Source organism: Hydrogenophaga flava NBRC 102514 (genome assembly GCF_001571145.1).
GTDB classification, from domain to species: Bacteria; Pseudomonadota; Gammaproteobacteria; order Burkholderiales; family Burkholderiaceae_C; genus Hydrogenophaga; species Hydrogenophaga flava.
The window spans coordinates 22,244-46,923 of record NZ_BCTF01000003.1 but is presented as its reverse complement, the minus strand read 5'-3'; the positions used below and the strand labels follow the sequence as shown (position 1 = coordinate 46,923).

Annotated in this window: 22 protein-coding genes; 19 read left to right on the top strand and 3 right to left on the bottom strand. The window is 64.3% G+C overall.

Annotation, left to right across the window (positions count from 1 at the left end):
* Genes HFL01S_RS03520 through HFL01S_RS03455 form a run of 14 tightly spaced genes read left to right on the top strand, consistent with a single transcriptional unit; the run spans position 1 to position 14,325 of the window.
* Positions 1-1,254, top strand: coding sequence for an NADH-quinone oxidoreductase subunit D (locus tag HFL01S_RS03520; protein WP_066254774.1), 1,254 nt, complete (start codon positions 1-3; stop codon positions 1,252-1,254).
* On the top strand, positions 1,251-1,784 hold the full coding sequence (nuoE, locus tag HFL01S_RS03515; protein WP_174525221.1) for an NADH-quinone oxidoreductase subunit NuoE: 534 nt from the start codon (positions 1,251-1,253) through the stop codon (positions 1,782-1,784). Before HFL01S_RS03520 ends, nuoE begins: the two co-directional genes overlap by 4 nt.
* Positions 1,781-3,148, top strand: coding sequence for an NADH-quinone oxidoreductase subunit NuoF (gene nuoF, locus HFL01S_RS03510; protein WP_066254770.1), 1,368 nt, complete (start codon positions 1,781-1,783; stop codon positions 3,146-3,148). Before nuoE ends, nuoF begins: the two co-directional genes overlap by 4 nt.
* Positions 3,149-3,161: 13 nt before the next feature.
* Entirely contained in the window at positions 3,162-5,288 is a 2,127-nt protein-coding gene (gene nuoG / locus HFL01S_RS03505; protein ID WP_066254769.1) for an NADH-quinone oxidoreductase subunit NuoG, read from the top strand.
* Positions 5,285-6,367 carry an NADH-quinone oxidoreductase subunit NuoH gene (gene nuoH, locus HFL01S_RS03500; RefSeq protein WP_066254766.1) on the top strand — a complete coding sequence of 361 codons (1,083 nt, stop codon included), beginning with the start codon at positions 5,285-5,287 and terminating at the stop codon, positions 6,365-6,367. Before nuoG ends, nuoH begins: the two co-directional genes overlap by 4 nt.
* Positions 6,368-6,382: 15 nt before the next feature.
* Positions 6,383-6,892: an NADH-quinone oxidoreductase subunit NuoI gene (gene nuoI / locus HFL01S_RS03495; protein ID WP_066254764.1), complete on the top strand. Its 510-nt coding sequence runs from the start codon at positions 6,383-6,385 to the stop codon at positions 6,890-6,892.
* A 19-nt stretch (positions 6,893-6,911) separates the two neighbouring features.
* Positions 6,912-7,550, top strand: coding sequence for an NADH-quinone oxidoreductase subunit J (locus tag HFL01S_RS03490; RefSeq protein WP_066254762.1), 639 nt, complete (start codon positions 6,912-6,914; stop codon positions 7,548-7,550).
* Positions 7,547-7,864 carry an NADH-quinone oxidoreductase subunit NuoK gene (gene nuoK / locus HFL01S_RS03485; RefSeq protein ID WP_066254759.1) on the top strand — a complete coding sequence of 106 codons (318 nt, stop codon included), beginning with the start codon at positions 7,547-7,549 and terminating at the stop codon, positions 7,862-7,864. Before HFL01S_RS03490 ends, nuoK begins: the two co-directional genes overlap by 4 nt.
* A 4-nt stretch (positions 7,865-7,868) precedes the next feature.
* Positions 7,869-9,911, top strand: a complete 2,043-nt coding sequence (gene nuoL / locus HFL01S_RS03480; RefSeq protein WP_066254757.1) for an NADH-quinone oxidoreductase subunit L — start codon at positions 7,869-7,871, stop codon at positions 9,909-9,911.
* A gap of 13 nt (positions 9,912-9,924) precedes the next feature.
* A complete protein-coding gene (locus HFL01S_RS03475; protein ID WP_066254754.1) occupies positions 9,925-11,400 on the top strand; it encodes an NADH-quinone oxidoreductase subunit M in 1,476 nt (491 codons plus the stop codon).
* Between the two features lie 35 nt (positions 11,401-11,435).
* Positions 11,436-12,944 carry an NADH-quinone oxidoreductase subunit NuoN gene (gene nuoN / locus HFL01S_RS03470; RefSeq protein ID WP_066254751.1) on the top strand — a complete coding sequence of 503 codons (1,509 nt, stop codon included), beginning with the start codon at positions 11,436-11,438 and terminating at the stop codon, positions 12,942-12,944.
* Positions 12,941-13,243, top strand: coding sequence for a DUF2818 family protein (locus tag HFL01S_RS03465; RefSeq protein ID WP_066254748.1), 303 nt, complete (start codon positions 12,941-12,943; stop codon positions 13,241-13,243). The genes nuoN and HFL01S_RS03465 overlap by 4 nt, the downstream gene beginning before the upstream one ends.
* Before the next feature lie 9 nt (positions 13,244-13,252).
* Positions 13,253-13,849, top strand: coding sequence for an NUDIX domain-containing protein (locus HFL01S_RS03460; RefSeq protein WP_066254745.1), 597 nt, complete (start codon positions 13,253-13,255; stop codon positions 13,847-13,849).
* Between the two features lie 8 nt (positions 13,850-13,857).
* A complete protein-coding gene (locus tag HFL01S_RS03455) occupies positions 13,858-14,325 on the top strand; it encodes a DUF1178 family protein (protein ID WP_066254742.1) in 468 nt (155 codons plus the stop codon).
* Positions 14,326-14,364: 39 nt separating this feature from the next.
* On the opposite strand, the gene HFL01S_RS03450 is transcribed toward HFL01S_RS03455, so the two are convergent.
* Together HFL01S_RS03450 and HFL01S_RS03445 are read right to left on the bottom strand one after the other, a co-directional pair.
* Complete coding sequence (locus HFL01S_RS03450) at positions 14,365-15,693, bottom strand: Glu/Leu/Phe/Val family dehydrogenase (RefSeq protein ID WP_066254739.1); 1,329 nt, start codon at positions 15,691-15,693, stop codon at positions 14,365-14,367.
* A gap of 132 nt (positions 15,694-15,825) precedes the next feature.
* Positions 15,826-16,803 carry a dipeptidase gene (locus tag HFL01S_RS03445; protein WP_066254737.1) on the bottom strand — a complete coding sequence of 326 codons (978 nt, stop codon included), beginning with the start codon at positions 16,801-16,803 and terminating at the stop codon, positions 15,826-15,828.
* Between the two features lie 196 nt (positions 16,804-16,999).
* Between HFL01S_RS03445 and HFL01S_RS03440 the strand changes: the two genes are divergently transcribed.
* The 5 genes from HFL01S_RS03440 (at position 17,000) to HFL01S_RS03420 (ending at position 22,624) form a co-directional block, all read left to right on the top strand.
* Entirely contained in the window at positions 17,000-18,592 is a 1,593-nt protein-coding gene (locus tag HFL01S_RS03440; RefSeq protein ID WP_066254735.1) for an ABC transporter substrate-binding protein, read from the top strand.
* 163 nt (positions 18,593-18,755) lie between these two features.
* Positions 18,756-19,784 carry an ABC transporter permease subunit gene (locus HFL01S_RS03435; protein ID WP_066254733.1) on the top strand — a complete coding sequence of 343 codons (1,029 nt, stop codon included), beginning with the start codon at positions 18,756-18,758 and terminating at the stop codon, positions 19,782-19,784.
* Complete coding sequence (locus tag HFL01S_RS03430; protein ID WP_066254730.1) at positions 19,781-20,638, top strand: ABC transporter permease subunit; 858 nt, start codon at positions 19,781-19,783, stop codon at positions 20,636-20,638. Before HFL01S_RS03435 ends, HFL01S_RS03430 begins: the two co-directional genes overlap by 4 nt.
* A 19-nt stretch (positions 20,639-20,657) precedes the next feature.
* On the top strand, positions 20,658-21,635 hold the full coding sequence (locus HFL01S_RS03425) for an ABC transporter ATP-binding protein (protein WP_066254727.1): 978 nt from the start codon (positions 20,658-20,660) through the stop codon (positions 21,633-21,635).
* A complete protein-coding gene (locus HFL01S_RS03420) occupies positions 21,632-22,624 on the top strand; it encodes a dipeptide ABC transporter ATP-binding protein (protein ID WP_218008593.1) in 993 nt (330 codons plus the stop codon). Before HFL01S_RS03425 ends, HFL01S_RS03420 begins: the two co-directional genes overlap by 4 nt.
* A 238-nt stretch (positions 22,625-22,862) precedes the next feature.
* On the opposite strand, the gene HFL01S_RS03415 is transcribed toward HFL01S_RS03420, so the two are convergent.
* Entirely contained in the window at positions 22,863-24,650 is a 1,788-nt protein-coding gene (locus HFL01S_RS03415; protein WP_066254721.1) for an ABC transporter transmembrane domain-containing protein, read from the bottom strand.
* Between the last annotated feature and the right edge of the window lie 30 nt (positions 24,651-24,680).

Sequence of the window (24,680 nt, the reverse complement as noted above, 5' to 3'; positions counted from 1 at the left end):
ATGGCTGAAATCAAGAACTACACCCTGAACTTCGGTCCTCAGCACCCCGCAGCGCACGGCGTGCTGCGCCTCGTGCTGGAGCTCGATGGTGAGGTGGTGCAGCGCGCCGACCCGCACATCGGGTTGCTGCACCGCGCCACCGAAAAGCTGGCCGAGCACAAGACCTTCATCCAGTCGCTGCCTTACATGGACCGTCTCGACTACGTGTCCATGATGTGCAACGAGCACGCCTACTGCCTGGCCATCGAGAAGCTGCTGGGCATCGAAGTGCCGATCCGTGCGCAGTACATCCGGGTGATGTTCAGCGAGATCACCCGTCTGCTAAATCACCTGATGTGGCTCGGTTCGCACGGCAACGACTGCGGCAGTTCGACCATCCTGATCTACGCGTTCCGCGAGCGTGAAGACCTGTTTGACATGTACGAAGCCGTGTCGGGTGCGCGCATGCATGCGGCCTACTTCCGTCCGGGCGGTGTCTATCGTGACCTGCCGGACAGCATGCCGCAGTACAGGCACAGCAAGATCCGCAATGCCAAGGCGATGGCGGAGTTGAACCAGAACCGCCAGGGCTCGTTGCTGGATTTCATTGACGACTTCACCCAGCGGTTTCCGACCTACCTGGCCGAGTACCACACGCTGTTGACCGACAACCGCATCTGGAAACAGCGCACTGTCGGCATTGGTGTGGTCACGCCCGAGCGTGCCCTCAACCTGGGCATGACCGGTCCCATGCTCCGCGGTTCCGGCATCGCCTGGGATCTGCGCAAGAAGCAGCCCTACGACGTGTACGACCGCGTCGAATTCGATATCCCGGTCGGCAAGACCGGTGACACCTACGACCGCTACCTCGTCCGCATGGAGGAGATGAAGCAGTCCAATCGCATCATCAAGCAGTGCGTGGACTGGTTGCGCGCCAATCCGGGTCCGGTCATCACCGACAACCACAAGGTGGCGCCGCCATCGCGCGAGTCGATGAAGTCGAGCATGGAGGAGCTGATCCACCACTTCAAGCTCTTCACCGAAGGTTTTCACGTGCCCGAAGGCGAGGCCTATGCTGCCGTCGAGCACCCCAAGGGCGAGTTCGGCATCTACCTGGTGAGCGATGGCGCCAACAAGCCCTACCGGTTGAAGATCCGTGCCCCTGGCTTCACGCACCTGTCCACGCTGGACGAAATGGCCAAGGGCCACATGCTGGCCGATGCAGTGGCCATCATCGGCACGATGGACATCGTTTTTGGAGAGATTGACCGATGATCTCGACCCCCGCAAACCACGGCCCGGTGACGGCCATGGAACTGTCCGAGGCCACCAAGGTCCGCTTCGCCCGCGAAGTGGCCAAGTACCCCGCCGAGCAAGCGCAGTCCGCCGTGATGGCTTGTCTGTCGATCGTGCAGCAGGAGCAGGGCTACGTCAGCCATGCTGCCGAGCAGGCAATTGCCGACTACCTGGGCATGCCGGTGATGGCCGTCCACGAAGTGACGACCTTCTACAACATGTACAACCAGCGGCCGGTGGGCAAGTTCAAGCTCAACGTCTGCACCAATCTGCCGTGCCAGCTGCGCGACGGATATACCGCGTTGCACCACCTGGAAAAGAAGCTGGGCATCGCCATGGGCGAGACCACGGCGGACGGCCTGTTCACGCTCCAGCAGAGTGAATGCCTGGGCGCCTGTGCCGATTCGCCGGTGATGTTGGTGAACGACCGCCACATGTGCAGCTTCATGAGCAACGAGAAGCTCGACCAGCTGATCGACGGCCTCAAGGCAGCGGAGGGCAAACAATGAACGCCCAGCAAGTGCTCGCGCAGTTTGCCGCCACGGGCGTGCAGACCTGCTTTCACGGTCGCCACATCGAGCCGCAGATCTACAAGGACCTGAACGGCAGCAACTGGTCCCTCAGGGACTATGAGGCGCGTGGTGGCTACCAGGCCCTGCGCAAGGTCCTGGGCATGGATGGTTCGGCGCCGAACCCTGAAACCGGTGCTGTGGGCATGACCCAGGACCAGGTGATCGCCACCGTCAAGGAGTCCGCTCTTCGCGGCCGTGGCGGCGCCGGCTTCCCGTCGGGTCTGAAGTGGAGCTTCATGCCCCGCCAGTTCCCCGGCCAGAAGTACCTCGTGTGCAACTCGGACGAAGGCGAACCGGGCACCTGCAAGGACCGCGACATCCTCATGTACAACCCGCACATCGTCATCGAAGGCATGGCGATCGCGGCGTACGCCATGGGCATCAACGTTGGTTACAACTACATCCACGGTGAGATCTTCGAGGTGTACGAGCGCTTCGAAGCTGCTCTGGAAGAAGCCCGCGCTGCGGGCTACCTGGGCGACAACATCATGGGCTCGAACTACTCGTTCCAGCTCCATGCCCACCATGGTTTTGGCGCCTACATCTGCGGCGAAGAAACGGCGCTGCTCGAATCGCTGGAAGGCAAGAAGGGACAGCCCCGATTCAAGCCACCGTTCCCGGCCAGTTTCGGTCTCTACGGCAAGCCGACGACGATCAACAACACCGAGACCTTCGCGGCGGTGCCCTGGATCATCCGCAATGGTGGCCAGTCCTACCTCGAATGCGGCAAGCCGAACAACGGCGGTACCAAGATCTTCTCGGTCAGCGGTGACGTGAACCTGCCGGGCAACTATGAAGTCCCGATGGGCACGCCGTTCTCGAAGCTGCTGGAGCTGGCCGGTGGTGTGCGCACTGGCCGCCAGCTCAAGGCGGTGATTCCTGGTGGTTCGTCTTCACCCGTGCTGCCGGCCCACATCGTCATGGACTGCACGATGGACTATGACTCCATCAGCAAGGCCGGCTCCATGCTGGGCTCGGGTGCAGTGATCGTGATGGACGACACCCGCTGCATGGTCGAGTCGCTCAAGCGCCTGTCCTACTTCTACATGCACGAGTCCTGCGGTCAGTGCACGCCTTGCCGTGAGGGCACGGGCTGGCTCTGGCGCCTGGTCGACAAGATCCAGCGCGGTGAAGCCAAACCGGCCGACATGGACCTGCTGGACAACGTGGCCGAGAACATCATGGGCCGCACGATCTGCGCCCTGGGTGATGCAGCGGCCATGCCGGTGCGCGCCATGCTCAAACACTTCCGTCACGAGTTCGCGGCCATGATCAAGGCCGACACCGCGACCTCTGCCTGATCCGGAACACAACATGGTTGAAATCGAACTCGACGGCCAGAAGGTCGAAGTGCCCCCGGGCAGCATGGTCATGCATGCGGCCGAGAAGGCAGGCACCTACATCCCGCACTTCTGCTATCACAAGAAGCTCTCCATCGCCGCCAGCTGCCGCATGTGCCTGGTCGAGGTGGAGAAGGCGCCAAAGCCCATGCCCGCCTGCGCCACGCCGGTGACCATGGGCATGATCGTGCGCACCAAGTCCGACAAGGCCATCAAGGCCCAGAAGTCGGTCATGGAGTTTCTGCTGATCAACCACCCGCTGGACTGCCCGATCTGCGACCAGGGCGGCGAGTGCCAACTGCAGGATCTGGCCGTGGGCTACGGTGGTGGTGCCTCGCGCTACCAAGAAGAAAAGCGCGTGGTGTTCCACAAGAACGTGGGACCGCTGATCTCCATGGAGGAGATGAGCCGTTGCATCCACTGCACCCGCTGCGTGCGTTTCGGCCAGGAGATCGCCGGCGTGATGGAGCTGGGCATGTCCAACCGCGGCGAGCATGCCGAGATCGAGACCTTTGTTGGTCAGTCGGTCGACTCCGAGCTCTCGGGCAACATGATCGACATCTGCCCGGTGGGTGCGCTCACCAGCAAGCCCTTCCGCTACAGCGCCCGCACCTGGGAACTCTCGCGCCGCAAGAGCGTGAGCCCGCACGACTCGACTGGCGCCAACCTGATCGTTCAGGTGAAGAACCACCAGGTGATGCGCGTGGTCCCGCTGGAGAACGACGCCGTCAACGAATGCTGGATCGCCGATCGCGACCGCTTCTCTTACGAGGCCCTCAACGGTGAAGACCGCCTGACCCAGCCCATGCTCAAGCAGGGTGGCCAGTGGCAGGCCGTGGACTGGCAGACTGCGTTGGAATACGTGGCCAACGGCCTCAAGGGCGTCAAGGACAAGCACGGCGCGGCGACCATCGGTCTGCTGGCCAGTCCGCACAGCACGGTTGAAGAGCTGTCTCTTGCCGGTGCCCTGGTGCGTGGCCTGGGCAGCGAAAACATCGACAGCCGTCTGCGCCATGCCGATTTCGGCAACGCAGCGCCGGTCGGTCAGGCGCGGTGGCTGGGGCGCCCGATTGCCGAGCTGTCGCAGTTGCAGCGCGTGCTGGTCGTGGGCTCTAACCTGCGCAAGGACCACCCGCTGTTTGCCCAGCGCATCCGCCAGGCGGCCCGCAAGGGATGCCAGGTCAATGTGCTGGCTGCGCAGACCCCGGACTGGGCCATGTCGCTGAAAAACGTGTTGCTCGCCGACAGCAGCGTCTGGGTCAGCGCTCTGGCCGGAGTCGCTGCCGCAGTCGCAGCGGAAGCCGGCGTGCAACCGCCGGTTGCCGGCAGCATCACCGACGAGGCCCGTGCGGTGGCAAAGTCCCTGCTGGGAGGCGAGCAGAAGGCCATCCTTATTGGCAACGCCGCTGCCCACCACGAAAAAGCCTCCAGCCTGCTGGCACTCGCCAACTGGATTGCTCAGCAAACGGGCGCCTCGGTGGGCTACCTCACCGAAGCCGCCAACACCGTCGGTGCGCAGCTGGTGCGCGCCGTGCCGGGGCAGGGCGGTCTCAACGCCGCGCAGATGCTCGGTGGGCAGCTGAAAGCCGCGATTCTCCTGAACACGGAGCCGGCCTTTGACAGCGCCAAAGGAGCCGAAGGACTGAAGTCCGCCGACATGGTGGTCACGCTCAGCCCGTTCAAAGCCAACATGGACATTAGCGACGTCTTGTTGCCCATTGCGCCTTTCACGGAAACCTCCGGGTCCTTCGTCAACGCAGAGGGCCGGTTGCAGAGTTTCCATGCGGTGGTGCGCCCGCTGGGCGACGCCCGCCCGGCCTGGAAGGTGCTGCGCGTGCTCGGCAACCTGATGGGCCTGCCTGGTTTCGACGCCGACACCTCGCAGGCGGTACTGGCTGCCGCCTTGCCTGGCGTGGCGGGTGGATCGCTGATGGCGGCGTCTCGTCTCAGCAACGCCGATGTCGCTGTGGGACCGGCTGCTGCCGACCAGTCGCCCGCCCATACCTCGCCCTGTGTGGCGCCGATCTACCAGCTCGATGGGCTGGTGCGTCGCGCCACCTCGCTGCAACTCACGAGCGATGCCCGAGGAGCCCGCGCATGATCGACGCGATGTACAACGGAGGCCTTGGCCTCATCAACGCTTCCTGGTGGACCACCGCGGCTTGGCCAGTCATCTGGAGTCTGCTCAAGATCGTTGCCGTGGTGGCCCCGCTGATGGGGGCCGTGGCGTACCTGACCCTGTGGGAGCGCAAGCTGCTGGGTTTCATGCAGGTGCGCTTTGGCCCGAACCGCGTCGGCCCCGCCGGGCTGCTCCAGCCGATCGCCGATGCGGTCAAGCTGCTGACCAAGGAGTTGATCAGCCCCACCGCTGCCAGCAACGGGCTGTTCCGCCTGGGTCCCATCATGGCCATCATGCCGGCCCTTGCCGCCTGGGTGGTGGTCCCGTTCGGCCCCGAAGCTGTGATCGCCAACATCAATGCCGGCTTGCTGGTCATCCTGGCCATCACCTCGATCGAGGTCTATGGCGTGATCATCGCCGGCTGGGCTTCCAACTCCAAGTACGCCTTTCTGGGCGCGCTGCGCGCTTCTGCCCAGATGGTGAGCTATGAGATCGCCATCGGTTTCTGCTTCCTGGTGGTCGTTATGACTGCGGGCAGCCTGAATCTGGGCGACATCGTGGCCTCGCAGGCCAAGGGTCACGGCGTGAACATGGGGCTGGACTTCCTTTCCTGGAACTGGCTCCCGCTGCTGCCCATTTTTCTGGTCTACCTGATTTCGGGTGTGGCTGAAACCAACCGGCACCCGTTCGACGTGGTCGAGGGCGAAGCGGAAATCGTGGCCGGTCACATGGTCGAGTACTCGGGCATGGGCTTTGCCATCTTCTTCCTGGCCGAGTACGCCAGCATGTGGTTGGTGTCCATTCTGGCGGTGGTGATGTTCCTTGGTGGTTGGCTGCCCCCGATCGACAGCGCCCTGTTCAACTGGATTCCTGGCTGGATCTGGCTGGGTGCCAAGACCTTCTTCGTGGTGTCCCTGTTCATCTGGATCCGCGCCACCTTCCCCCGTTTCCGCTACGACCAGATCATGCGTCTGGGCTGGAAGATTTTCATTCCTGTGACGCTGGTCTGGCTGCTGCTCGTCGGCGGCCTGATGCAGACCTCGTGGAACCTCTGGAAATAAGCAAGGCGATCGATCATGTCCACTTCCGCCGTTGCCCCCTTTTCACTGAGCGACTTCTTCAAGAGCTTCATGCTGCTGGAGCTCTTCAAGGGCATGGCCCTGACGGGCCGCTACGCCCTGCGTCGCAAGATCACGGTCCAGTTCCCCGAAGAGAAGACCCCGCTGTCTCCTCGTTTCCGCGGTCTCCATGCCCAGCGCCGCTATGAGAACGGCGAAGAACGATGCATCGCCTGCAAGCTGTGTGAAGCGGTCTGCCCCGCCATGGCCATCACCATCGAAGCGGGTGAGCGCGAAGATGGAACCCGCCGCACCACCCGATACGACATCGATCTGACCAAGTGCATCTTCTGCGGTTTCTGCGAAGAGGCCTGCCCGGTCGACGCCATCGTCGAGACCCACATTCTTGAGTACCACGGCGAAAAACGCGGTGACCTGTACTTCACCAAGGAAATGCTGCTGGCCGTCGGGGACCGATACGAGCCCGAGATCGCTGCAGCCAAGGCGGCGGACGCGAAGTACCGCTGAGCCGGCGAAAGACAAGACCATGGATTACCAGACCGGCTTTTTCTATTTGTTCGCGGCGGTGATGCTGTTCGCCGCCTACCGCGTCATTACCGCGCGCAACCCGGTGCACGCCGTGCTGTTCCTGATGTTGGCGTTCTCGCAGGCTTCCGGCCTGTGGCTGCTGCTCAAGGCCGAGTTCCTTGGGCTGACCCTGGTGCTCGTGTATCTGGGCGCGGTCATGGTGCTGTTCCTGTTCGTCGTGATGATGCTGGATATCAAGCTCGATGGCGACCGTTGGGGCTTCTGGCAGAACTTCCCATTGGCGGCCACGCTGGGGGGGCTGGTGGCCGCTGAGCTGATCGCCGTGCTGTGGGTCGGCTTTCCGAACATGGTGGCGCCGGTGGCGGCACAGAGCGCCGAGGTGTCGAACACCAAGGCCCTTGGCACGCTGATGTACACCGAGTACCTGTACCCGGTCGAGATTGCTGCGGTGATTCTGCTGGTGGCCATGTTCGCGGCCATCGCACTGACACTGCGCAAACGCAAGGACAGCAAGGCCATTGATCCGGGACTGCAGGTTCGCGTGCGCGCCGCAGACCGGCTGGTGGTGGTGCCCATGGCTGCAACCAAAACACCTGCTGCCGCCAGCGCAGTTGCCGCGGAGGAGGGCAAAGCATGAGCTTCACCAGTCTGTCACTGGGTCATTTCCTGTCGGTGGGTGCAGTCCTTTTCGCCCTGTCCGTCATCGGCATCTTTCTCAACCGCAAGAACATCATCGTGTTGCTGATGGCCATCGAGCTGATGCTGCTGGCGGTCAATATGAACTTTGTCGCGTTCTCCCACTACCTTGGAGACCTGCACGGACAGGTGTTTGTGTTCTTCATCCTGACGGTGGCCGCCGCCGAGTCGGCCATTGGCCTGGCCATTCTGGTGCTGTTGTTCCGCAGCAAGTCCACCGTCAGCGCAGAAGAACTCAACACCCTCAAGGGTTAAGAACATGAGCACCACCCTTTCCGCAACGACCCTGCTGGCCGTGCCGCTGGCGCCGCTGGTCGGCTCGGCCCTCGCTGGCATTCTGGGCACCACGTTCGGCGGCAACGTGATCGGCCGCCGCGCCTCGCACTCTCTGACGATTCTGGGTGTGCTGGTGGCGTTCATCATCTCGGCCATGACGCTCAAGAGCGTGGCGCTGGACGGCGCCCGCTTCAACGCAACTATCTACGAATGGATGGTGGTCGGTGGCCTCAAGATGGAGATCGGTTTTCTCGTCGACGGCCTGACCGCCATGATGATGTGTGTGGTGACCTTCGTCTCGCTGATGGTCCACCTCTACACCATCGGCTACATGGAAGAGGATGCTGGCTACAACCGCTTCTTCGCCTACATCTCGCTCTTCACCTTCTCCATGCTGATGCTGGTGATGAGCAACAACCTGCTGCAGCTGTTCTTTGGCTGGGAAGCGGTGGGTCTGGTGTCGTACCTGCTGATTGGCTTCTGGTTCAACAAGCCGACAGCCATCTTCGCCAACATGAAGGCCTTCCTGGTCAACCGCGTCGGCGACTTCGGTTTCATCCTGGGCATCGGCCTGATCGTGGCCTACGGCGGCTCGCTGAACTACAGCGAGGTGTTCGCCAAGGCGCCCGAACTGGCCAAGCTGGGCTTCCCTGGTACCGACTGGATGCTGGTCACTGTGATCTGCATCTGCCTGTTCATCGGCGCGATGGGCAAATCGGCCCAGTTCCCGCTGCACGTCTGGCTGCCCGACTCCATGGAAGGCCCGACGCCTATTTCCGCGCTGATCCACGCCGCCACCATGGTGACGGCCGGCATCTTCATGGTCTCGCGCATGTCGCCCCTGTTCGAGCTGTCGGACACCGCGCTGAACTTCATCATGGTGATCGGTGCCATCACGGCGCTGTTCATGGGCTTCCTGGGCATCATCCAGAACGACATCAAGCGCGTCGTGGCGTACTCGACGCTCTCGCAGCTGGGCTACATGACCGTGGCGCTCGGTGCCTCGGCCTACTCGGTGGCCGTGTTCCACCTGATGACCCACGCCTTCTTCAAGGCCCTGCTGTTCCTCGCAGCTGGCTCGGTCATCATGGGTCTGCACCACAACCAGGACATCCGCTGGATGGGCGGCGTGCGCAAGTACATGCCCATCACCTGGATCACCTCTTTGCTGGGCACCCTGGCCCTGATCGGCACACCGCTGTTCGCGGGTTTCTATTCCAAGGACGCGATCATCGAGGCGGTGCATTTCAGCAACCTGCCGGCCGCCGGTTTCGCGCACTTTGCCGTTCTGGCGGGTGTGTTCGTGACTTCGTTCTACTCGTTCCGTCTCTACTTCCTGGTGTTCCACGGCAAGGAGCGCTACGACCAGAATCCGGACGCCCACCATGGGCACGATGATCACCACGCGCATGACGATCATGGCCATGGTCACCATGGCGACGGCAAACCTCATGAAACCCCTTGGGTGGTGACGGTGCCGCTGCTGCTGCTGGCCATTCCTTCGGTGGTGATCGGTTTCATGACCATCCAGCCGATGCTGTTTGGTGATTTCCTCAAGGACGCCATCACGATCAACTCTGCCGCTCACCCGGCGGTAGCGAAGTTCGCCGAAGAGTTCCACGGACCTCTGGCCATGGCTCTGCACGCCTTCTCCACCGCACCGTTCTGGCTGGCGCTCGCCGGTGCCGTGACGGCCTGGTACATGTACCTGGTCAACCCCGCGGTGCCTGCAGCCATTGGCCGTGCGCTCAAGCCGATCATCACGATTCTGGAGAACAAGTACTACATGGACTGGTTCAACGAGAACGTGCTGGCGCGCGGCGCGCGTGCGTTGGGCACCGGCCTCTGGAAGGGTGGTGATCAGGGCGTGATCGAGACCGGTGTTGTCAACGCCAGCTGGAAGCTCGTGGGTGGCTTCTCGTCCGTGGTGCGTGGTTTCCAGAGTGGTTACCTCTACCACTACGCGCTGCTGATGATCGTCGGCGTGTTCCTGTTCATGACGTATTTCGTGTGGCTCGCCAAGTAAGGAGAACAAGAAGATGGGTTTGCTGAGCCTCGCGATCTGGACGCCGATCTTTTTCGGCGTCGTCTTGCTCGCCCTGGGACGTGATGACCAGGCCAATGTGGTCCGCTGGATCGCCCTGATCGGCGCGCTGGTGTCGCTGGCGGTGACGATTCCGCTCTACACCGGTTTCGAGCTGGGCACGGCTGCGATGCAGTTTGTGGAGAAGATGCCCTGGATCGAGCGCTTCAATATCCACTACCACCTGGGCGTGGACGGCATCTCCCTCTGGCTGGTGCTGCTGACCGCGTTCATCACCGTGATCGTGGTGTTGGCCGGCTGGGAAGTGATCACCGAACGCGTGAACCAGTACATGGGCGCGTTCCTGATCCTCTCGGGTCTGATGATCGGTGTGTTCTCCGCGCTGGATGGCATGCTGTTCTACGTCTTCTTCGAAGCGACGCTGATCCCGATGTACCTGATCATCGGCATCTGGGGCGGCCCCAACAAGATCTACGCCGCCTTCAAGTTCTTCCTGTACACGCTGATGGGTTCGCTGCTGATGCTGGTGGCCCTGATCTACCTGTACAACCAGTCGGGTGGCAGTTTCGATCTCGCGGCCTGGCACAAGCTGCCGCTGGGCAGCACTGCTCAGACCCTGCTGTTCTTCGCCTTCTTTGCCGCCTTCGCGGTGAAGGTGCCGATGTGGCCGGTGCACACCTGGCTGCCCGATGTGCACGTCGAGGCGCCCACCGGTGGCTCGGCCGTGCTGGCCGCCATCATGCTCAAGCTGGGTGCCTACGGCTTCCTGCGTTTCTCCCTGCCCATCCTGCCCGATGCCTCCCATCAGTGGGCCTGGCTGATCATCACCCTGTCGCTGGTGGCTGTGATCTACGTCGGTTTGGTGGCCATGGTGCAGAAGGACATGAAGAAGCTGGTGGCCTACTCGTCGGTGGCCCACATGGGCTTCGTGACGCTGGGCTTCTTCGTCTTCAGCGACCTGGGTGTCTCCGGCGCTATCGTCCAGATGATCGCCCACGGTTTCGTCTCGGCCGCCATGTTCCTGTCCATCGGTGTGCTGTACGACCGCGTGCACTCGCGCAACATCGCCGACTATGGTGGTGTGGTCAACACCATGCCCAACTTCGCCGCGTTCGCGCTGTTGTTCACCATGGCCAATTGCGGTCTGCCGGGCACCGCGGGCTTCGTGGGTGAGTGGATGGTGATTCTGGCGGCCGTCAAAGCCAACTTCTGGATCGGAGCCGCTGCGGCATCTGCGCTGATCTTCGGGGCGGCCTACTCGCTCTGGATGTACAAGCGCGTTTACCTGGGCTCGGTGGGCAACCACCATGTCAAGGAGCTCACCGACATTGGTCGCCGCGAGTTCCTCATCATGGCCTTGCTCGCCATCGCGGTCCTGTACATGGGCGTGCATCCCAAGCCGTTCACCGACGTCATGGACGCATCGGTGGCAGAACTGCTGCGCCATGTCGCCATCTCCAAGCTGCCCTGATTGCTGCCTGAGCCCACACACGAACGAGTCTTCACATGATTGATCAACTCAGCTTGGTGGCGGTGTACCCCGAGATCTTCCTGTTGGTGATGACCTGCGTGATTTCGCTGGTCGACCTGACCGTCAAGTCGCCGACCCGTCGCCCCACCTATCTGCTCACTCTGCTCACACTGGCCTGTGTGGCCTTCCTGCAGGGCAAGAACGCCCTGGCCGGTCACTCGATCAGTGGCTTCGGCGGCATGATCGTGAGCGATCCGATGGGCCTGTGGCTCAAGTGCTTTGCCGCCATCGCCATGTTCGTGACGCTGGTCTATGGCCGCGACTACGCTTCCAGCCGCGACATGCTGCGTGCGGGTGACCTGTTCACGCTGTCGCTGTACGCGCTGCTGGGCATGTTCGTGATGATCTCCGGCCACAACTTCCTGGTGATCTATCTTGGCCTGGAGCTGTTGACTCTGTCGAGCTATGCCCTCGTGGCCCTGCGCCGAGACGATGGCAAGGCAATCGAAGCGGCCATGAAGTACTTCGTGCTGGGTGCGCTGGCCAGCGGTTTCCTGCTGTATGGCTTGTCGCTGGTCTACGGTGCTACCGCCTCGCTGGATGTGGCTGACGTGATGAAGGCCATTGCTGGTGGCCCTGAAACCCTCAAAGGTTCGTCGCAGGTGCTGATGCTGGGCCTGGTGTTCGTGGTGGCCGGTCTGGCGTTCAAGCTGGGTGTGGTGCCCTTCCACATGTGGGTGCCGGACGTGTACCACGGGGCTCCCACTTCGATCACGCTGATGGTGGGTGGTGCGCCCAAGCTGGCCGCCTTTGCCATCGTGATCCGCCTTCTGGTGGAAGGTATGGCCCCGCTGGCGGTGGACTGGCAGCAGATGCTGGCGGTGCTCGCTGTGGCTTCTTTGCTCATTGGCAACTTAGCGGCCATCGCCCAGACCAATCTCAAGCGCATGCTGGCGTTCTCCACGATCGCCCAGATGGGCTTCATGCTGCTGGGTCTGCTGGCCGGTGTAGTGCATGGGGACAAGGGGTTGGACACGGGTAATATGGTCAACGCCTACAGCGCCACGATGTTCTATGTCATCACCTATGTGTTGACCACCTTGGGCACGTTCGGCGTGATCCTGCTGCTCGCGCGCGAAGGCTTCGAGTCCGATGAGATTGCCGATCTGGCTGGCCTGAACCAACGCAGCCCGTTGTACGCCGGTGTGATGGCCGTGTGCATGTTCTCCCTGGCCGGTGTGCCGCCACTGGTGGGCTTCTACGCCAAGCTGTCGGTGTTGCAGGCCCTGCTGGCCTCGTCGCAGCCGGTCTACATCGGTCTGGCGGTGTTCGCTGTCGTGATGTCGCTGATCGGCGCGTTCTACTACCTGCGTCTGGTCAAGGTCATGTACTTCGACGCGCCCACGCAGACCGCTGGCATCACCGTCGGCATGGACGTGCGCTCGGTGCTGTCGGTCAACGGTGCGCTGGTCCTGGTGCTGGGCCTGGTCCCGGGTGGGCTGATGGCCCTGTGCGCCCAGGCCATTGCCTCACTGCTCACGTGAGCCCATCGGCTTCTGTCTGGCTGGTGCTGCTCGCGGCCGTACTGGCCGCCAACCTGCCCTTTCTCAACCAGCGCTGGTTCGGGGTGTTGCCGCGTTCGGCGCCCAAATCCCTGGGCATTCACCTGCTGGAACTGGTGATCTGCTACGGCCTGGTGGGAGCCCTCGGCCTGGCGCTTGAGAAGGCCGATGGCCAGATCTATCCCCAGGGGTGGGAGTTCTATGCCACCACGGGCGCGCTGTTCCTCACGCTGGCCTTCCCCGGCTTTGTCTACCGCTACCTGTACAAGCGCCACGGTTGAGGACGCTCCATGAGCCAGGATGCCCACCTGCGTGAAGAGCCTGTCTCCCGCGCCGAGCTGCTCAAAGGCCACTTCCTTCACGTCGTGCGCGACACCGTCCGCCTGCCTTCTGGACAAGAGGCGACGCGCGAGTACGTGCTGCACCCCGGGGCGGTCATGGTGATCGGACTGCTGGACGATGGTCGTGTGGTCATGGAGCGCCAGTTCCGGCATCCCATGCGCAGCGTCATCGTCGAGTTTCCGGCGGGCAAGCTGGACCCGGGGGAGGGCAGCTTGGCCTGCGCCCGGCGTGAACTTGCCGAAGAAACGGGCTACAGCGCAGCGGAGTGGGCGTTCGCGGGCAGGCTGGCCCCGACCATTGCCTACTCCGACGAGATCATCGACATCTGGTTTGCCCGTGGTCTCTCGCTGGGAGAGCGCCGTCTGGACGAAGGTGAATTCCTGGACGTGTTCACCGCCACACCCGATGAAGTGAATGCCTGGTGCCGCGACGGCAGCATCATCGACTGCAAGACCCTGGTGGGCGCCCTCTGGCTGCAGAACGTGCTGTCGGGCGCGTGGTCTCTGGACTGGACGGGGCGTATGCCGGCCGCCGTCGCACGATAATTTCGCCCATGAAGGTTCTGAACCTGCAATGCGCGCACCAGCACGATTTTGAAGGCTGGTTCGCCTCCGAAGACGACTTCCACCAGCAGCTCGAACGTGGCTTGCTGAGCTGCCCGCTGTGTGGTGATGCGCAGGTGCGCAAGATGCTGTCGGCGCCCCGGCTCAACCTCGGGCGCACGCGTGAAGAGACGCCCGTGGCAACACCTGCTGGCGACGGCTTGGTCGAGATGGGTCGCACGGCCCCCGGCTCCGAACTGCAAGGGCGACTGTTGCGCGCCGTGCGCGAGCTGATGAGCAAGACCGAGGATGTCGGCGAGCGCTTCGCCGATGAGGCGCGCGCCATGCACCATGGCGAGCTGGAACAGCGCAACATCCGGGGCCGCACCACACCCGAGGTGGCGATGGAGCTGATCGAGGAGGGCATCGAAGTGATGCCCTTGCCGACGTTGCCGGCTCTGAAGGAAACGCTTCAATGAAAAAGCCCCGCGACGCGGGGCTTTTTCGTGAAGGCCGGATCAAGGGTACAGGCCGCGCAGGTCGCGTGCGTGCAGGATGCGCTTGCAGGCCACGATGAAGGTGGCTGTGCGCAGGCTGACCTTGTTCTCTTCGGCCACTTGCCACACGGCAGCGAACGCGCCCTTCATGATGCGAACCAGGCGCTCGTTGATCTCGTCCTCGCTCCAGAAGAAGCTGGAGAAGTCCTGCACCCACTCGAAGTAGCTCACCGTCACGCCGCCGGCATTGGCGATCACGTCGGGCAGCACCAGGATGCCCCGGTCGTGCAGGATGTCGTCGGCCTGCGGCGTGGTCGGACCGTTGGCGCCTTCGATGATCATCTTCGCCTGGATGCGGCCGGCGTTGGCTTCGGTGATCTGTTGTTCCAGCGCGGCCGGAATCAGGATCTCGCAAGGCACGCCCCAGAAGGCGTCGTTGTCGATCACCTCGCCACCGGTGAATCCGGCAACCGAGCCGACCCGGGCCACGTGGGCGAGCAGGGCGGGCACGTCCAGGCCGGACTCGCGGTAGATGCTGCCACCGTGGTCTTGCACCGCCACCACCTTGGCACCGGCTTCGGCGAACAGCTTGCCGGCGACGCCGCCGACGTTGCCGAAACCCTGCACCGCGACACGGGCCTTGGAGATGTCCAGGCCGATGTGCTTGGCGGCCTCAACGCCCACCGTGAACACGCCGCGGCCGGTGGCCTCGCGGCGGCCGAGCGAACCGCCGAGGTCGACCGGTTTGCCGGTGACCACGCCGGTGGCGGTGGAGCCTTCGTTCATGGAATACGTGTCCATCATCCAGGCCATCACCTGTTCGTTGGTGTTCACGTCGGGCGCGGGGATGTCTTTGGTCGGGCCAATGATGATGCCGATCTCGCTGGTGTAGCGGCGCGTGATGCGCTCGAGCTCACCGGTGCTCAGCTGGCGCGGATCGACACGGATGCCGCCTTTGGCGCCGCCGTAGGGCACGTTGACCGCAGCGTTCTTGATCGACATCCAGGCCGACAGCGCCATCACCTCGGACAGCGTGACGTTCTGGTGGAAGCGCACGCCGCCCTTGCCGGGGCCGCGGCTGGTGTTGTGCTGCACGCGGTAACCCTCGAAGTGGGCCACGGTGCCATCGTCGAGGTGGATGGGCACGTCCACGATCAGGGTGCGCTTGGGGCGCTTGAGGGTGTCGACCCAGCGGGCGAGGCTGCCCAGGTAGGGCGCGACACGGTCGACCTGTTGCAGGTAGATGCCCCAGGGGCCGAGGTTGTTGGGGTCCAGGTAGGACGGCAAGGCGTTGGTGAAGGCTGCCGGGCTGTTGGCCGCGGCGCCGGCCGGGTGCGGTGCTTGTGACATGTGCGAGGTGTCCTTGTGGGTTGTCTCATCGTTCCACGGTGGAGCCGATGGGCGGGACTGTACGGACCGGGTACCGCTGCTGTCCAAGGCCGAGTTGCCATCCCTTTATGCATCAGGTGCATAACCTGGATTTCAGGCGGGTGATCGCTCCCAGACCTGCCGGGCCACCCGCGCCATGTTTCCACCGAGGATGCCGTCGATGTCGGTGCCGTTCATGCCCGTTGCACGCAGGGCTTCGGGCAGCTGTTTCCATGTGTCGACCGGCGCGTACCGCAGCTGCCGGATGCCTTGGCCGTAGCCCTCGCGGACTGGCCACCAGTGCTCCGGATCAAAGGGCGGGGGCGGGTCGTCGTCGAGGCCGGGCTCACCAAAGCCGATGTCCAGGCCCAGGCCGACATGCCGGGTTCCGACGAGCTCGGCGACGTGCAGCATGTGGCGCACGATGTCGCTCGTGGCTGGCGACTCGACGCCGAGAAAACGGGAGACACCGGAGATGCACACCACGCCGCCAGTGGCCGCGCAGGCACGGATCTGTTCGTCGGTGATGTTGCGACCGTGTTCGACCAGGGCCAGCGGATTGGCGTGGCTGAACACGACCGGCTGGGTCGAGTGGGCCATGATGTCCAGCGTGGTCTGGCGCTCGGTGTGCGAGCAGTCGATGACCACCCCCGCTGCGTTCATCGCTTCGACCATCCGGCGTCCCAGCGCCGTCAGGCCTTGCGGTGTGTCGTGACAGCCGCCGGCCACGCTGTTGTTGCGGTTGTAGGCGAAGTGGATCTGGCGCACGCCGAGGTCGCGGTACAGCGCCACCATCTCCGGCCGTTCCAGCAGCGGCAGGGCGCCTTCGAGGTCGAAGCCAACCGCGGGTTTTCCCTCGTGACGCGCGCGTTCGATGTCGGCTACCGTGTCTGGCAGGACGTATCGATCAGGCTCGGCAAGGAGCCTTGCGCGAAACGCCGCAATCACCGGCATGATCTGCGACAAGGGGTTCATGTCCATGCCCACATTGATGCTCACGTAGTGCACGCCCGCGGTGCGGTAGTGCTCCAGTGGTGCAAAGTTGGCGTCGGGGTGCAGGGGCAGGCAGGTATGGGCTTCCCAGCGAATCATGGGGTTCCTTGGGGGTTGTTGCGCTTTGAGCGAGGTGGCACCGATTTTGCAGTTCTTGATGCGGGTCAAGTGGACCTGTGGTTCGGCACCAGTGGCACCAACGCAGGTGACAGCGGCACAGGCATTTGTCTTGATAATGATTTTTCACCCGACGGGCGAGCACTCCGCTGCGCCCGCATAACTTGAGGAAGACCCTATGTTTGAAGTGAAGAAACTGGCGCTGGCGCTGAGCCTGACAGCCGTTGCCGCCGCGTCGCACGCCGCAGGCACGCTCATTTACTGTTCCGAAGGCAGCCCGGAAGGCTTCGACACCGCGCAGTACACGGCAGGCACCACCTTCGACGCCGCCGGCCACGCACTCTTCAACCGCCTGACCCAGTTCAAGAAGGGTGGCACCGACGTCGAACCCAGCCTGGCCGAGTCCTGGACCATTTCCGCCGATGGCCTGACCTACACCTTCAAGCTGCGCAAGGGCGTGAAGTTCCACACCACCGAGTACTTCAAGCCCGGCCGGGACATGACCGCGGATGACGTGATCTTCACCATCGAGCGCATGGTCAACAAGGAGCACGCCTTCAACAAGGCCTACCCGGCCCAGTTCCCCTACGCGTCCGACGTGGGTCTGGAAAGCAACACCGAGTCAGTCACCAAGACCGATCCCCTGACCGTGGTCGTGAAGCTCAAGAAGCCCGATCCCGACCTGCTGGTCAAGCTGGCGATGCCGTTCGCCTCCGTGCTGTCCAAGGAGTACGCCGACAAGCTGCTCGCCGAAGGCAAGGCCAGCATGATCAACCAGCAGCCGGTGGGCACCGGTCCGTTCGTGCTGCGCCGCTACGAGAAGGACGCACAGATCCGCTACGTGAAGAACAAGGACTACTGGAACGCCAAGGGCGTTCTGGTGGACAACCTGATCTTCGCCATCACCACCGACGCGTCGGTGCGCTTCCAGAAGCTCAAGGCCGGCGAGTGCCACATCATGTCCTTCCCCAAGCCGCAGGACATCGCCGCGATGAAGGCCGACCCCAACCTCAAGGTCGACACCGCCCCGGGTTTCAACATCGGCTACCTCTCGTACAACACCGAGAAGGCGCCCATGAACAAGCTGGAAGTGCGCCAGGCGCTGGACATGGCGATCAACCGCAAGGCCATCATCGACGCGGTCTACCAGGGCCAGGGCCAGGAAGCATCCAACCCCTTCCCGGCCTCGCTGTGGTCCTACAACAAGAGCCTTAAGAATGCCGCCTACAGCCCGGAGAAGGCCAAGGAGTTGCTGAAGAAAGCCGGAGTGGCCGAAGGCACCGAGATCACCCTCTGGGCCATGCCGGTGCAGCGCCCGTACAACCCCAACGCCAAGCTGATGGCCGAGATGATCCAGGCCGACTGGGCCAAGGTCGGCATCAAGGCCAAGATCACGCAGTACGAGTGGGGTGAGTACCTCAAGCGATTGAAGGCCGGCGAGCACGACACCGGCCTGATCGGCTGGACCGGCGACTACGCCTCGCCCGACAACTTCCTGGGCGTGCTGCTGACCTGCGAGGCCGTGGGTGGTTCCAACTACGCGCGCTACTGCAGCAAGGACTTTGATGGCTACACCCTCAAGGCCCGCAACAGCACCAACCAGAAAGAGCGCACCGAGCTGTACATGAAGGCGCAGGAAGTGTTCAAGAAGGACCTGCCCTGGACGACCATCGCCCACTCGACGGTCAACCAGCCGATGCGCAAGAACGTGTCCGGCTTCGTCATCAGCCCCTTCGGCGACTACAACTTCGAGGGCGTTGGCGTCAAATAAGCTCCCCCCGCGCCGCCTGCGGCGTCACCCCCCAGGGGGCAACGCGTGCGGCCCGGCAAAGCCGGTTCCGCCGCGTTCTCGAAAGGGGCACGATTTCCTCTGACAGGCGTCTCATGGCGCCTGTCTTTTTTCGCGTTTGCATAACAACAAGGAGCGTTCTCTCATGCTGAGATACCTTCTCCAAAGACTGCTGGTGCTCATACCCACCTTTCTGGGCATCACGCTGCTGACCTTCTCGCTCATCCGGATGATCCCGGGTGATCCGGTGGAGGTCATGATGGGCGAGCGCACGCTCGACCCCACATTGCACGCCGCGGCACTGCAGAAGCTGGGCCTGGACCAGCCGCTGTATGTGCAGTACGGCCGCTACCTGGCCGACCTTGCGCAGGGCAACCTGGGCCAGTCGCTCAAGACGCAGGCCAGCGTCTGGACCGAGTTCAAGTCGCTGTTCCCGGCCACGCTGGAGCTGGCGCTGTGCGCGCTGCTGATCGCACTGGTGTTCGGCCTGATCGCGGGTGTGCTGGCGGCCGTCAAGCGCGGCACCTGGCTGGACCACACGGTGATGACCGGTGCGCTCACCGGCTACTCGATGCCGATCTTCTGGTGGGGCCTGCTGCTGATCCTGATCTTCTCGGTCGGCCTGGGCTGGACGCCGGTGTCCGGGCGGCTCGACCTGATGTTCGATGTGCCGCCGCAGACCGGTTTCATGCTCATCGACGCCTGGCTGGCCGAACAGGCCGACCCCGAGCTCAACGCGGGCGCCTGGTGGGACGCGGTGCGCCACCTGATCCTGCCGGCCATCGTGCTGGGCACCATCCCGCTGGCGGTGATCGCGCGCATGACGCGCTCGTCCATGCTGGAGGTGCTGCGCGAGGACTATGTGCGCACCGCGCGCGCCAAGGGCCTCTCGCCCACGCGCGTGATCTTCGTACACACGCTGCGCAACGCGCTGATTCCGGTGCTCACCGTGGTTGGCCTGCAGGTCGGCACGCTGATGGGCGGCGCGGTGCTGACCGAGACCATCTTCTCCTGGCCGGGCATCGGCAAGTGGCTGATCGAGGCGATCGGCCGGCGCGACTACCCGGTGGTGCAGAACGGCATCCTGCTGGTCGCCACGCTGGTGATCCTGACCAACTTCACCGTCGACCTGCTCTACGGTGTGGCCAACCCACGCATCCGGGTGACCTCATGAACTTCAAGGAATTCTGGAGGGCGTTTTCGCTCAACAAGGGGGCGGTGGCCGGTCTGCTGTTCATGGCCATTGTGGTGCTGCTGGCGCTGTTCGCGCCACTGGTGGCGCCGCACAGCCCGGTCGAACAGTACCGCGACCATTTCCTGCAGGCCCCCGTCTGGGCCGGTGGCAGCTCGCAGTTCCTGCTGGGCACCGACGAGCTGGGCCGCGACCTGCTCTCGCGGCTGATCCACGGCGCGCGGCTGTCGCTGCTGGTCGGCCTGGTGTCGGTGGTGATGGCGCTGATCCCGGGGGTGATCCTGGGCCTGGTGGCGGCCTTCGCCGGCAAATGGGTCGACTCGACCATCATGCGCGTGATGGACATTGTGATGGCGCTGCCCTCGCTGCTGATGGCGGTGGCCATCATGGCCATCCTCGGCCCCGGTCTGGTCAACGCCATGATCGCGATCGCGCTGGTGTCGCTGCCGGCCTATGTGCGCCTGGTGCGCGCCTCGGCGATCAGCGAGCTCAAGCGCGACTACGTGACGGCCGCGCGCCTGTCGGGCGCGCGCACGCTGCGCCTGATGTTCGTGACCGTGCTGCCCAACTGCACCGCGCCGCTGATCGTGCACGCCACCATGAGCTTCTCGGCTGCCATCCTCGAGATCGCAGCGCTGGGCTTCCTCGGCCTGGGCGTTCAGCCGCCGCTGCCCGAGTGGGGCACCATGCTCGCTTCGGCGCGCGACTACATCGAGAGCGCCTGGTGGGTGGTGACGCTGCCGGGCCTGACCATCCTGCTGTCCGTGCTGGCGATCAACCTGGTGGGCGACGGTCTGCGCGACGCGCTCGACCCCAAACTCAAGTCGGCCTCATGAACGGGCAAGGAACACCAACATGAGCCTTCTGGACATTCAACAACTGAGCGTCGAATTCGGCGCCAAGGGCCGCGGTTTTCGCGCGGTCGATTCCCTCGACCTGCAGCTGAACCAGGGCGACGTGCTGGGCATCGTCGGCGAGTCGGGTTCGGGCAAATCGGTCTCGATGATGGCGATGATGGGCCTTCTCGCGGGGCAGGGGCGCGTGAACGCGCAGCGCCTGCACTTCGACGGCCAGGACCTGCTCAAGATCAGCGACCGGCAGCGGCGCAAGATCCTGGGCAAGGACATGGCCATGATCTTCCAGGACCCCATGACCTCGCTCAACCCCTGCTTCACGGTGGGCTACCAGCTTGAAGAGGTGCTGCGCGAGCACATGGGCCTGCGCGGCGCGGCGGCGCGCGCGCGGGCGCTGGAGCTGTTGCAGATGGTCGAGATCCCGGGCGCGCAGAGCCGGCTGGACAGCTACCCGCACCAGTTCTCCGGCGGCATGGCGCAGCGCGTCATGATCGCGATGGCGATCGCCTGCAACCCCAAGCTGCTGATCGCCGACGAGCCGACGACGGCGCTGGACGTGACCATCCAGGCGCAGATCATGGAGCTGCTGGTGCAACTGCAGCAGGCGCACCACATGGCGCTGATCCTGATCACGCACGACCTGGCGGTGGTGGCCGAGGTGGCGCAGCGCGTGGCCGTGATGTACGCAGGGCAGGTGGTCGAGCAGGGCCCGGTGGACCGGCTGTTTGCCACGCCCTCGCACCCCTACACCGCGGCGCTGCTGCAGAGCGTGCCCGAGCACAGCCGCGGCGCGCGCCGCCTGCACACGCTGCCGGGCATCGTGCCCGGGCAGCACGACCGGCCGGCCGGTTGTCTGCTGTCACCGCGCTGTCCGAAGGTGCAGCCGCGCTGCCAGAACGAACGCCCCGGGCTGCTCGCCCACGAAGGCACCGAGGTGCGGTGCTTCTTCCCCCTCGTGACCGAGGAGGTGGCGCAATGAACAACGCAAATCAAACGCCGATGAATCCGTCCGCTGCACCGGTGATGCAGGCCGAGTCGCTGACCCGCCATTACGGCGTCTCACAGGGCGCGTTCAAACCGGCGCTGACCGTCAAGGCCCTGGTCGACGTGTCCTTCTCGCTGGCCGCCCGGCAGACGCTGGCGGTCGTGGGTGAATCGGGCTGCGGCAAGAGCACGCTGGCGCGCCAGCTCACGCTGATCGAGGAGCCGACCGCGGGCCGCCTGCAGGTGGGCGGCGAATGGGTGGTGCCGGGCGACCGCGCGCAGTACAAGCGGTTGCGCAGCCAGGTGCAGATGGTGTTCCAGAACCCCTATGCGTCGCTGAATCCGCGCCAGAAAATCGGTCACCAGATTGCGGAGCCGCTGCTGCTGAACACGACCATGTCGGCGGACGAGCGAAAGCAGAAGGTGCAGGCGATCCTGAAGCTCGTGGGCCTGCGCCCCGAGCACGCCGACCGCTACGCCCACATGTTCTCGGGAGGCCAGCGACAGCGCATCGCGATTGCGCGCGCGATGGTGCTGCAGCCCAAGATCCTGGTGGCGGACGAGCCGACTTCCGCACTGGATGTGTCGATCCAGGCGCAGGTGCTGAACCTGTTCATGGACCTGCAGGAGCAATTGCAGACGGCGTATGTGTTCATCTCGCACAACCTGGCGGTGGTGGAGCACATCGCGGACCATGTGATGGTGATGTACCTGGGGCGCGTGGTGGAGTCGGCGCCGAAGGCGGCGCTGTTTGCGGGCGCGCTTCACCCGTACACGCAGGCGTTGCTGTCGGCGACGCCGTCGATCGATCCCGCGCAGCGGCAGAAGAAGATTCCGATCACGGGCGAGCTGCCGAGTCCGCTGAACCCTCCCTCTGGCTGTGCGTTCCACAAGCGGTGTCCGCGCGCGGATGCGCGCTGCTCTGCCGAGTTGCCGTTGCTGCGCGAGGTCGAAGGGCGGATGGTGGCTTGTCACCACGTCTGAGCTTCTTTGGTCTGACGGTTTTCCTTCGGCGCTCTGGCCTTGCTGGCAAGGGCAGGTGGTGCGGGTGGTCGTTCTCCGTCCCACCTCGCGGGTGTCTGTGCGGGTACGCCTGCTGCATTTCGTCAACGACTCTGTGGTGATCCGCCGTGCGGGCAACCGCGAATGGGGACTGCGCCCGCCCACCCGCACCACCTGCCCTGCGCGAGGCGCAGGCAAGGAACTCAAAGAAGCAAAAGACTCAGGCAGAAAACTGCAACGCAGCGAGCCGCGCATACACCCCACCGAGCGCCACCAGCTCGGCGTGCGTGCCTTGCTCCACCAGCCGCCCGTGGTCCAGCACCAGGATGCGGTCGGCCTGCTGCACCGTCGCCAGGCGGTGTGCGATCACCAGTGTCGTGCGGTCCTTCATAGCCGACTCCAGCGCCGCCTGCACCATGCGCTCGCTCTGCGCGTCCAGCGCACTCGTCGCCTCGTCCAGCAACAGCAGCGGCGGGTTCTTGAGCATCGCACGCGCGATCGCGATGCGCTGCCGCTGGCCGCCCGACAGCCGCACGCCGCGCTCGCCCAGGAAGGTGTCGTAGCCCTCGGGCAGGCGCACGATGAACTCGTCGGCAAAGGCTGCCTTGGCCGCGGCGCGCACCTCGTCGTCGCTGGCGCCGGGTTTGCCGTAGCGGATGTTCTCCATCGCGCTGCTGGAGAAGATCACCGGGTCCTGCGGCACGATGCCGATGCGCTCGCGCAGCGCCTGCAGGTCCATGTGCTGGATCGGCGTGCCGTCCAGTGTGATGGTGCCTGCGGCCGGGTCGTACCAGCGCAGCAGCAGGCCGAAGACCGTGGTCTTGCCGGCGCCGCTGGGGCCGACCAGGGCCACGGTCTGTCCCGGACGCACGTCCAGGCTCAGACCGGACAGCGCGGGCTGGTCCGGGCGCGAGGGGTAGTGGAAGGTGATGCCGTCAAAGCGCACTGCGCTGCCGCCGGTCGGCCACGGCACCGACACCGGTTGCGCCGGCGACTGCACCGGCGACTCCAGCACCAGCAGCTCCATCAACCGCTCGCTTGCACCGGCCGCGCGCAGCAGGTCACCGTAGACCTCGCCCAGCACCGCCACCGCGCCGGCCAGGATGATGATGTAGACCACCGTCTGGCCCAGGTGGCCGGCGCTGATCTGGCCGGCGATCACCGCCTGCGTGCCCTGGTACAGACCCCAGAGCAGCAGGGCCGCGGTGCTGATGATGATGAAGGCGATCAGCGCGGCGCGCGCCTTGCTGCGCCGCACGGCGGTGAGGAAGGCGCTGTCGGTCGAGGTTGAGAAGCGCTGCGCCTCGCGGTCTTCGGCGGCGTAGCTCTGCACCACCGGGATCGCGTTGAGCACCTCGGCGGCGATGGCGCTGGAATCGGCCACGCGGTCCTGGCTGGCGCGCGAGAGCTTGCGCACCCGCCGGCCGAACCACATGCTGGGCGCCACCACCAGCAGCAGGATCAGCAGCACCTGCGTCATCACATAGGGGTTGGTCCAGATCAGCATGCCCAGCGCGCCGATGCCGGTGACGGCGTTGCGCAGGCCCATCGACATCGACGAGCCGACCACGGTCTGCACCAGCGTGGTGTCGGTGGTCAGGCGCGAGAGCACCTCGCCGGTCTGCGTGGTCTCGAAGAACTGCGGGCTCTGGCGCAAGACATGGCTGTAGACCGCGTTGCGCAGGTCGGCCGTGACGCGCTCGCCGATCCAGCTGACGAAATAGAAGCGCACTGCCGACGAAAGGCCCAGCAGCACCGCCACGCCGAACAGCTGCAGGAAATGGCCGCGCAGTTCCATGGTCTGGTCGCCGCGGTCGGCCGACACCAGCCCTCCGTCGATCAACTGGCGCAGCGCCAGCGGGGACAGCAGGGTGGCCACGGCGGCCAGCGTCAGGAACAGCAGGGCCCCGGCGATCTGCCAGCGGTAGGGCCGAAGGAACGGCAGCAAGCCGCTGAGGGATGTGGGGGTGGTGGCGCGGGGGCGGTCTGCCGACAAGGGGGTGCTCATGGTGTGCAGTGTGCCCCGATAATTCGAAGC

Excerpts from the sequence above, each read along its gene's own strand:
- HFL01S_RS03420 (WP_218008593.1), top strand. The coding sequence starts at position 21,632 with ATGAACAACGCAAATCAAACGCCGATGAATCCGTCCGCTGCACCGGTG.
- HFL01S_RS03425 (WP_066254727.1), top strand. The coding sequence starts at position 20,658 with ATGAGCCTTCTGGACATTCAACAACTGAGCGTCGAATTCGGCGCCAAG.
- HFL01S_RS03450 (WP_066254739.1), bottom strand. The coding sequence starts at position 15,693 with ATGTCACAAGCACCGCACCCGGCCGGCGCCGCGGCCAACAGCCCGGCA.
- nuoK (WP_066254759.1), top strand. The coding sequence starts at position 7,547 with ATGAGCTTCACCAGTCTGTCACTGGGTCATTTCCTGTCGGTGGGTGCA.
- HFL01S_RS03475 (WP_066254754.1), top strand. The coding sequence starts at position 9,925 with ATGGGTTTGCTGAGCCTCGCGATCTGGACGCCGATCTTTTTCGGCGTC.
- nuoI (WP_066254764.1), top strand. The coding sequence starts at position 6,383 with ATGTCCACTTCCGCCGTTGCCCCCTTTTCACTGAGCGACTTCTTCAAG.
- nuoL (WP_066254757.1), top strand. The coding sequence starts at position 7,869 with ATGAGCACCACCCTTTCCGCAACGACCCTGCTGGCCGTGCCGCTGGCG.
- HFL01S_RS03520 (WP_066254774.1), top strand. The coding sequence starts at position 1 with ATGGCTGAAATCAAGAACTACACCCTGAACTTCGGTCCTCAGCACCCC.
- HFL01S_RS03490 (WP_066254762.1), top strand. The coding sequence starts at position 6,912 with ATGGATTACCAGACCGGCTTTTTCTATTTGTTCGCGGCGGTGATGCTG.
- nuoN (WP_066254751.1), top strand. The coding sequence starts at position 11,436 with ATGATTGATCAACTCAGCTTGGTGGCGGTGTACCCCGAGATCTTCCTG.
- HFL01S_RS03440 (WP_066254735.1), top strand. The coding sequence starts at position 17,000 with ATGTTTGAAGTGAAGAAACTGGCGCTGGCGCTGAGCCTGACAGCCGTT.
- nuoG (WP_066254769.1), top strand. The coding sequence starts at position 3,162 with ATGGTTGAAATCGAACTCGACGGCCAGAAGGTCGAAGTGCCCCCGGGC.
- HFL01S_RS03430 (WP_066254730.1), top strand. The coding sequence starts at position 19,781 with ATGAACTTCAAGGAATTCTGGAGGGCGTTTTCGCTCAACAAGGGGGCG.
- nuoH (WP_066254766.1), top strand. The coding sequence starts at position 5,285 with ATGATCGACGCGATGTACAACGGAGGCCTTGGCCTCATCAACGCTTCC.
- nuoF (WP_066254770.1), top strand. The coding sequence starts at position 1,781 with ATGAACGCCCAGCAAGTGCTCGCGCAGTTTGCCGCCACGGGCGTGCAG.
- HFL01S_RS03435 (WP_066254733.1), top strand. The coding sequence starts at position 18,756 with ATGCTGAGATACCTTCTCCAAAGACTGCTGGTGCTCATACCCACCTTT.
- HFL01S_RS03445 (WP_066254737.1), bottom strand. The coding sequence starts at position 16,803 with ATGATTCGCTGGGAAGCCCATACCTGCCTGCCCCTGCACCCCGACGCC.
- HFL01S_RS03460 (WP_066254745.1), top strand. The coding sequence starts at position 13,253 with ATGAGCCAGGATGCCCACCTGCGTGAAGAGCCTGTCTCCCGCGCCGAG.
- nuoE (WP_174525221.1), top strand. The coding sequence starts at position 1,251 with ATGATCTCGACCCCCGCAAACCACGGCCCGGTGACGGCCATGGAACTG.
- HFL01S_RS03415 (WP_066254721.1), bottom strand. The coding sequence starts at position 24,650 with ATGAGCACCCCCTTGTCGGCAGACCGCCCCCGCGCCACCACCCCCACA.
- HFL01S_RS03455 (WP_066254742.1), top strand. The coding sequence starts at position 13,858 with ATGAAGGTTCTGAACCTGCAATGCGCGCACCAGCACGATTTTGAAGGC.